Annotated in this window: 7 protein-coding genes; 5 read left to right on the top strand and 2 right to left on the bottom strand. The window is 57.3% G+C overall.

The genetic code is table 11. The annotated features are described in order from the left end of the window. The first annotated feature begins 67 nt into the window (after positions 1 to 67). From HK24_RS06010 to rodA, 5 genes are all read left to right on the top strand, one after another. Entirely contained in the window at positions 68 to 1,117 is a 1,050-nt protein-coding gene (locus HK24_RS06010) for a rod shape-determining protein (protein ID WP_007283695.1), read from the top strand. A gap of 16 nt (positions 1,118 to 1,133) precedes the next feature. After that, complete coding sequence (gene mreC / locus HK24_RS06015) at positions 1,134 to 2,066, top strand: rod shape-determining protein MreC (protein WP_086633716.1); 933 nt, start codon at positions 1,134 to 1,136, stop codon at positions 2,064 to 2,066. 4 nt (positions 2,067 to 2,070) lie between these two features. Next, entirely contained in the window at positions 2,071 to 2,637 is a 567-nt protein-coding gene (locus tag HK24_RS06020; protein ID WP_086633717.1) for a hypothetical protein, read from the top strand. 65 nt (positions 2,638 to 2,702) lie between these two features. Beyond that, positions 2,703 to 4,628 carry a penicillin-binding protein 2 gene (mrdA, locus tag HK24_RS06025; protein ID WP_086633718.1) on the top strand — a complete coding sequence of 642 codons (1,926 nt, stop codon included), beginning with the start codon at positions 2,703 to 2,705 and terminating at the stop codon, positions 4,626 to 4,628. An 11-nt stretch (positions 4,629 to 4,639) separates the two neighbouring features. Next, on the top strand, positions 4,640 to 5,812 hold the full coding sequence (gene rodA, locus HK24_RS06030; RefSeq protein ID WP_064273947.1) for a rod shape-determining protein RodA: 1,173 nt from the start codon (positions 4,640 to 4,642) through the stop codon (positions 5,810 to 5,812). 3 nt (positions 5,813 to 5,815) lie between these two features. On the opposite strand, the gene HK24_RS06035 is transcribed toward rodA, so the two are convergent. Together HK24_RS06035 and HK24_RS06040 are read right to left on the bottom strand one after the other, a co-directional pair. After that, complete coding sequence (locus HK24_RS06035; protein ID WP_086633719.1) at positions 5,816 to 6,856, bottom strand: L-idonate 5-dehydrogenase; 1,041 nt, start codon at positions 6,854 to 6,856, stop codon at positions 5,816 to 5,818. Between the two features lie 109 nt (positions 6,857 to 6,965). Beyond that, positions 6,966 to 7,997, bottom strand: a 1,032-nt coding sequence (locus HK24_RS06040) for a DNA/RNA helicase domain-containing protein (RefSeq protein ID WP_233126138.1), incomplete at its 5' end; no start/stop codon positions are given.

Raw genomic sequence — 7,997 nt, forward strand, 5'->3', positions numbered from 1 at the left:
CGGGGAGCCCGCCCCACTTTACGATATATAATCTGTCTGCCGCACAGAGCCGCGCCAGGAGTTTTGGATGTTTTCTCGTCTGCTGGGTCTCATGTCTGCTGACATGGCGATCGACCTCGGCACTGCCAACACGCTCGTTTACGTTAAAGGCCGCGGCATCGTGCTCGATGAGCCGTCTGTGGTTGCCATCGCTGAAGTGCGCGGCAAAAAGCAGGTTCTGGCTGTTGGTAACGAAGCCAAGCAGATGGTCGGGCGTACGCCTGGCAACATCACCGCCATCCGTCCACTGCGGGACGGCGTCATTGCGGACTTCGAAGTCGCGGAAGAGATGATCAAGCACTTCATTCGTAAAGTGCATAATCGTAGGGCTTTCGCGAGTCCGCAGATCATCATCTGCGTTCCTTCCGGCGCGACGGCTGTTGAACGTCGGGCCATTCAGGAAAGTGCCGAGAGCGCGGGTGCCCGCAAGGTCATGCTGATCGAAGAGCCAATGGCAGCCGCAATCGGTGCAGGCCTCCCGGTCACTGAACCGTCTGGCAGCATGATCGTGGATATTGGTGGCGGGACGACGGAAGTGGCCGTGATCTCGCTCGGTGGCATCGTCTATGCCCGTTCTGCCCGTGTTGGTGGAGACAAGATGGACGAGGCCATCATCTCCTACATCCGGAAGACCTATAATCTTCTCGTCGGCGAAAGCTCTGCCGAGCGTATCAAGATCGAGCTTGGCGCCGCCATGATGCCGGATGATCCATCCAATCCGGATGGCCCCATCACGGAAATCAAAGGCAGAGACCTGATCAACGGCGTGCCGCGTGAAGTGATGGTCAGCCAGGCCCAGATTGCCGAAAGTCTGGCAGAGCCGGTCATGCAGATCGTGGATGCCGTGACCACAGCACTGGAAAATACGCCACCTGAACTGGCTGCTGATATCGTGGACAAGGGCATTGTCCTCTCCGGCGGTGGTGCGCTCCTGTACCGCCTCGATGAGGTTCTGCGTCTCTACACGGGGCTTCCTGTGACCGTGGCTGAGAATGCGCTGTCGTGCGTGGCGCTGGGAACGGGGCGTGCGCTCGAAGAAATGCGCCGTCTGCGCAGTGTTCTGAGCAGCATGTACTGAACCAGGACACAGTTCAGTGTTCTCCATCCACACTCGGCAGGTGTTCGCACGAGCAACTCTGCCGATCCTGATCCTCTTCGCAGTGGCACTCGTCCTGCTTGGGCTGGTTCGGCGGCCAGTAGTGGATGGGGCACGTCTGCAGGCCACCGATATTCTGGCGCCTGCTTATCAGGCGCTTGTTCTGCCCCAGACCAAACTGCGGGACTGGCTTGTGGATCTACGGGGTGCGACGGATCTTGCACGGGAGAATTCCCGTCTACGAGATGAGAACCGTGCTCTGCGCCACTGGTATGATGTGGCTGTGGCTCTGGCCGCCGAAAATGGTCGCTTGAAGAATAGCCTTCACTGGATTCCGGAAAGTATCCCCCAGTATGTGACCGGCCGCGTTACGCGTGATGATGGTGGGCCTTACTCACGCGCTGTTCTGTTGGATGTTGGCAGCGGGCATCAGGTTCATATGGGCGATGTGGCGTTGGATTCGTCTGGGCTGTTAGGGCGTGTCACAGAGGTTGGACCTCACACGGTTCGTGTTCTGCTCATCAATGATGATGCCAGCCGAATTCCTGTCACGCTGGCGGCATCTCATGGAGATGCCATTATGGCCGGGGATGACACAGACACGCCGCGACTGATCTATTACCCGCAGGACCACCATCCCATTGAGGGGGAACGTGTGGAGACGCGCGGGCAGAGCGCAATGCCTTCAGGCCTTCCGATTGGAACGGTTCATTACCTCGCTCCCAACCGGCCGGTTGTAATGCCGGACGCTGACTTGCGCCGTCTGGATATCGTGCGCGTCTTTGACTACGGTGACGACGGCGGCCAGGCCCCTGATGCGCCAGGGCGCGTCAAGATCCGGCGTCCTCCTTCAGAACCTGCGTTGCCGGGCGGATTGTCGTTTCCCAAATTGCCGGGAATGTCTGAACCTTTGGGGAAGGGAGGGCAATAATCGGATGGTTGCCGAAAACTCCACCCCCCATTTACATTCTGCTGTTGAGCCGAAACAGACGCTCCGCCGACGGCTGGACATGTTTGTTCGTGCGGCCATGCCGTCGCTGTTTATCATTCTGGTGGCGGTTCTGCTGTCTGCACCGTTTGGAATTCCCGGGCAGGCAGAGCTTCAGTTTGGCATCGCCATGTGTACAGTCTGGTTCTGGGCCTTTAGTCGCCCACGTTCCATGCCGGCCTTGGCAGTCTTTGTGTGCGGACTCGTTCTGGAACTGTTCAGTTTTGGTCCGCCGGGTGCCATCCTTCTGTCACTGCTCGTGATTTACGGAGTGGCCCATCACTGGCGCTATGGGTTGTCCCGCTTGGGATTCGTAGCCTGCTGGCTGATTTTCAGCTTTCTGGCGGCGCTGGCATCCTTTTTTCAGTGGGCTCTCGTCTGTCTGCATGCATTTGCGCTATTATTGCCCGCACCAGGCCTCTTTCAGGCTGCGCTAACAATCGGTATCTATCCCAGTCTTACCGCGCTGTTTGTCTGGGGCCGCCGCACGTTTGCCAATCCCGATCAGGCCTGACGGCGCATTTTCGCGCTCTCCGCGCAAATCGCCGCTTTCTTTTCCGGACTTGAACGCCTGACCTGATGTTTTCCAGAAAACGCCCTTTTCGGACCCTGCTGCGCTCACGAAGCCAGGATGCGCCTGTTCGCTCGGGGCGTGGCGTGTTCACGCGCCGTGCGCTTGTGGTGATGGCGGTTCAGGCAGGTGTTCTGGGGGCTTTGGGGCGACGGCTTTATAATATTCAGACCGTTGAGGGCGACCATCTCCGCCAGCTTGCAGAGCGTAATCGCACAAGCAAGCGTCTGCTGGCCCCCGCGCGTGGAACCGTCCATGACCGCTTTGGTGTGGCCCTCGCTGATAACAAGGTCAGTTGGCGCGCGCTCCTGATGCCGGAAGAAACGACAGATATCGCCTCTGTCATCGAACGGTTTGCACAGATTGTGCCGCTTGATGAACATGATCGGGCACGCATTGAGCGTGATCTGAAGCACGTTCATAAATATGTTCCGGTCACGCTCCATGAGTTCCTGTCATGGGATGACATGGCGCGGATTGAGCTGAATGCGCCTTCATTGCCGGGTGTTCTCGTCGATGTCGGGTCCACCCGGCTTTATCCATTTCAGGATCTGACGGCGCATATTGTCGGTTATGTCGCTCCGCCGAATGAAGACGATGTGGCCAAGGACGCGACGTTGTCCCTGCCAGGAATGCGCGTGGGGCGGGCTGGCATAGAGCAGACGCAGGAATCGGTTCTTCGTGGAGATCCGGGGTCTGTTGAAATGGAAGTCAACGCGCTGGGGCGTGTGATTGGCGAGATTGACCGTGTGGAAGGCCAGCAGGGAGAGGATGTTCGCCTGACTCTGGATGTCGGCCTCCAGTCAAAGGTTTTAGAGCGGCTGGGTGATCGCGTCGCCAGCTCCGTGGTCATGGACTGCCGGAACGGTGAAGTGCTGGCGATGGTCAGTACGCCGTCTTTTGATCCTTCCCTTTTTGATTCCGGTGTCAGCCATGCCCAGTGGAATGAGTGGGCGAATGACCCGCGGACGCCACTCGTAGACAAGGCTGTTTCCGGGCTGTATCCGCCTGGATCCACCTTCAAGCCCGCAGTGGCGATGGGTGCTTTGAAGGCTGGTGCTGTGACACCGCAGGACCGCTTCAATTGCCCCGGCTATTTCGACATGGGTGGCGTGCGGTTCCACTGCTGGAACAAATGGGGGCACGGCATGATCAACATGCGTGAAGCCCTCAAATTTTCCTGTGACGTTTATTTTTACGAAGTAGCCCGCCGCTGTGGCATGGACCCGATCAAGGCCGTCGGGAACGCCATGGGGCTGGGTGTGAAACTCGATATTGAGCTGCCGCATGTCCGTGCAGGTGTTATCCCGACGCCGGAATGGCGGCAGCAGCACGGCTTTCACTGGAATGGCGGTGATACGGTGAATGCGGGTATTGGTCAGGGCTTTGTGCAGGTCACGCCCTTGGCGCTTGCAACTTACGTGTCCCGGATTGCTTCAGGTCGCAATGTCCAACCGCATCTGATCCGCGCAACGAATGACCAGATTTCCGGACTGGCTTCTTTGGACGCCGCTCCGGCAGTGGATATCCCGCAGGAACATTTGAATGTTGTCCGCGCAGGTATGTTCGCAGTCGTGAATGAGCAGCGTGGTACGGCCCCGAAAGCCCGTTTGGATCTGCCTGATGTCCAGATGGCGGGGAAAACCGGGTCAGCTCAGGTGCGGCGCGTGTCCCGGGCTTTGCGTGAGTCAGGACATTTTAATTCCATGAGCTTGCCGTGGGAGTATCGTCCTCATGCGCTGTTCATTTGTTTCGCCCCATATGATGACCCCCGATATGCAGTCTCGGTCGTGGTGGAACACGGCAATGCAGGCGCAGATGAAGCCGCTCCGCTGGCCAAGCAGATCATGACAGACACTTTGCTTCGTGATCCATCCAATCAATCCAGACCTCCCGGGCAGACTGTGGCGCAGGCAGAACCGGAGCAAGGGTGAGGGGCGGTGTCATGAATACATTTGGCTTTCTGAAATCTGATAAACGGCTTCTGCGTGCTGAGCCTGATTTCCGCCCTATGGCCCGGCTGCTTCAGGTCAACTGGCTCTATGTGCTGCTGGTCTGTTTGCTGGCGGGTGTTGGGTATGTGGCGTTGTATTCGGCCGGTGGCGGATCAGCCAAACCTTTCGCTGGGCCGCAAATGGTTCGGTTCGGTTTTGGATTGGTCATGATGATTGCAGTGGCGCTAGTCAGCCCACGCATTCTGCGCATCATGGCCGTTCCCGTCTATTTGTTGTCCATTCTGCTGCTCGGGCTCGTGCTGCGAATGGGGCATGTGGGTAAGGGGGCCGAACGCTGGATCAATCTGGCAGGAATGCAGTTCCAGCCTTCAGAGTTCGCCAAAATTGGCCTGATCCTGATGCTTGCTACGTGGTTTCACCGGATTGGTAACGAGCGGATGGGGAACCCGCTGCGTCTGATAATGCCTGCCATCTTGACGCTTCTGCCGGTCGTGCTGGTGCTCAAGGAGCCCAATCTTGGGACTGCGACGATTATTGGCGTTATTGGTGCAACGCTGTTTTTCGCTGCAGGCATGCGGCTATGGCAAATCGTTCTTCTCGTGGCGCCAATTCCGTTCCTTGGGAAATTCATTTACGGCCATTTGCATGACTATCAGAAGGCCCGGATCGATACCTTCCTGCATCCGGAGCATGATCCTCTGGGGGCCGGCTACAACATCATTCAGTCCAAGATTGCGCTTGGCTCGGGCGGAATGTGGGGGGAAGGATATCTGCATGGCAGCCAGGGGCAGCTGAACTTTCTTCCGGAAAAACAGACAGACTTCATTTTCACCATGATCGGCGAAGAATGGGGTTTTGCAGGGGGCATCGCAGTCATTGGATTGCTGACCACTCTCACACTGGGAGGAATGCTCATTGCCATGCGGAGCCGCAATCAGTTTGGGCGGTTGCTTGGGCTCGGCATTGCTATGGATTTCTTCCTGTATTGTGCCGTCAATTTGTCGATGGTGATGGGTGCTATTCCGGTTGGTGGCGTGCCGCTCCCGCTGATTTCCTATGGCGGTTCCGCCATGCTGACGATGATGTTTGGCTTTGGGCTTCTGATGTCGGCCTGGGTCCATCGCAATGAGCGCGACCCAGGCTTTGAAGATGAAGATGACTGATTTTTAGAGTTCCAGAAGAACTTTGGATGAGCTTTTCCGGTTCAAAGACGCGTCAAAAGCGTCTTTGAACTGAGCCAGTGGAAAGCTGTGGGTGATGAGACCGTCGGCAATCCATGGATTATCCGCAAGGATCTTCAGCGCTTCTGCGAACTCTTCATCGAAGCGGAATGTCCCTCGGTAATCGATTTCGCGCGCAATAATCTGCCCTAAGGGAGCGGGAACGTCGCCCGGTGGGAAAATCCCGACCTGTACAAGAATGCCGCCTTTCTGTGTACGAGCGATTGCAGTCGGGAGGGCAGGTATGACTCCGGTGGCCTCAAAGACGATTTCGTACTCTTCATCATGACTGTCACGGCCGGTGTTGACGGTCGTGGTCGCGCCCAGTTTGCGAGCAACATCAAGCGCAAAGTCCTGAAGATCGGTTGCGACGATCTCTGAAGCTCCCGCGACCTTGAGGCCTGCGACAATCAGGGCGCCAATGGGACCCGCCCCCTGAACCAGGATGCGTTTGCCTGCGACAGTGCCGGCGCGCGTGATGGCATGGAGAGCGACTGAGAATGGCTCGGCAAGGCTGGCGCGTTTCACGTCCAGCCCTGACGGCAGGGGATAAAGCTGGGATGTTTCGACAACCATATCCCGCCGGAAACCGCCGTTCGTATGGGGAAGAAACGCGGCACTGCCAAAAAAGCGCATGTTCCGGCATAGATGTTTCAAGCCACGCTCGCATTCAGGGCAATGTCCACAGGGGCGAGCAGGATGGATGGCGACAGCTTCCCCGATCCTGAAGCGCGTCTCGTCCGGGCTGACAGCTTCCACAACTCCGGAAACCTCATGGCCAAGAATCATGGGCTCGCGCAGCACGGATGCGCCAACGCCGCCATGCAGAAAATAATGCATGTCCGACCCGCAGATCCCACCCCAGGCTGGGCGCACCAGCGCCTGACCGACCTTGAGGGGAGGGACGGTAACAGTCTCTAAACGCAGATCACCCTTTTCATGAATAACCAGAGCTTCGGTTGTCTGAGGGGCGGAAATGCCGGGCATGGCTGTGCCTCTTTCATCTGAGCAGCGTGAATGACGTTACTCAGATATGGCCGATCTTGTGCGCTAAAGGCAGTCACGTTTGGGAGACGCGGGTCGCCTGATTATTCCTTCATACATCCAGAAGGCATCTGTCGACTGTTTGAAGAGTTTCCGCACCTTTTAAGGGTTCAATGCCACACGCTAGTAGGAAGTCAGCAATGCCATTCAGTGTTTCCGGGCAGCGTGTCGGATCATCAGGATTACCTTCCGGCACCCAGATGATGGTCTCATAGCGCGCGCGGGTCAGCAGCACGCGATAGGTATTGAGGGACCAGAGGGCTTTTTCCGAGGATTTAACGGTCTGCCATGTGGTCCCGCTAAAGCGCCGGGGCTGCCAACGTTGTGGATACCCAGTACGGATGAGATCTCCATCCCAGCAAAGGCCGACAAAATCCAATTCCAGACCCTGAATGGCAAATTGAGTGGCGACGGTTTCCAGTGCATCGGAAGCCCGGACGTCTTTGTCTGGAACCCAGCGGTTCAAAAACCATTGAGCGACCGCATTGGAGTCCATGTGAGCCAGTTCTGCACCGAGGCCCTCCGCACGCAATCGTTTGGCTTGAGAGCTGGTAATCAGACCGCAGCGATAGGTCAGTCGGCTTCGTTCTCGCAGAGCTTTGCGTAGCTCCGGAAGACTTCGCGTCAGGCGGAATGGAAGACTGGCGTTCTCAGCAATATTGCGCGCGAGAGAGACATTTCCCTCCAGTACGGCATTGACCCATTTGGGTGTTGCAGTGTCCCGAAGGGAGCGAACCGGCACTGCGAGGTGCAGAGAGGGCTCTTTCTGAACTGGCAAGGACGGAGGCAGGGTGGTGAGGCTAGAAGTGGAGCTGACGACATCCGGTGATGCGTGGATCTGCCATTCAGGCCGGCTCGCCAAAGCGTCTCCCCAGCAGGCCATTCCGCCTTCACCGTCATGAATTTCCTGCCCTTGTCCGATAAAGCAGATGATGGCGGCAAATCCGTCATGCCGGTGCATGATGTCGAGGAGATGCGCGGGTTCAGACTGCATCAGGCGAACAGGTGGGGGGATCGAAGAACCCTTGATTGATGTGCTTGGCCCGTAATTTCTGGCTTTTGGCGATTTGATAGACGGTTCTTT

Origin of the sequence: Gluconobacter sp. DsW_058 (assembly GCF_002153615.1) — a bacterium.
GTDB classification, from domain to species: Bacteria; Pseudomonadota; Alphaproteobacteria; order Acetobacterales; family Acetobacteraceae; genus Gluconobacter; species Gluconobacter cerinus.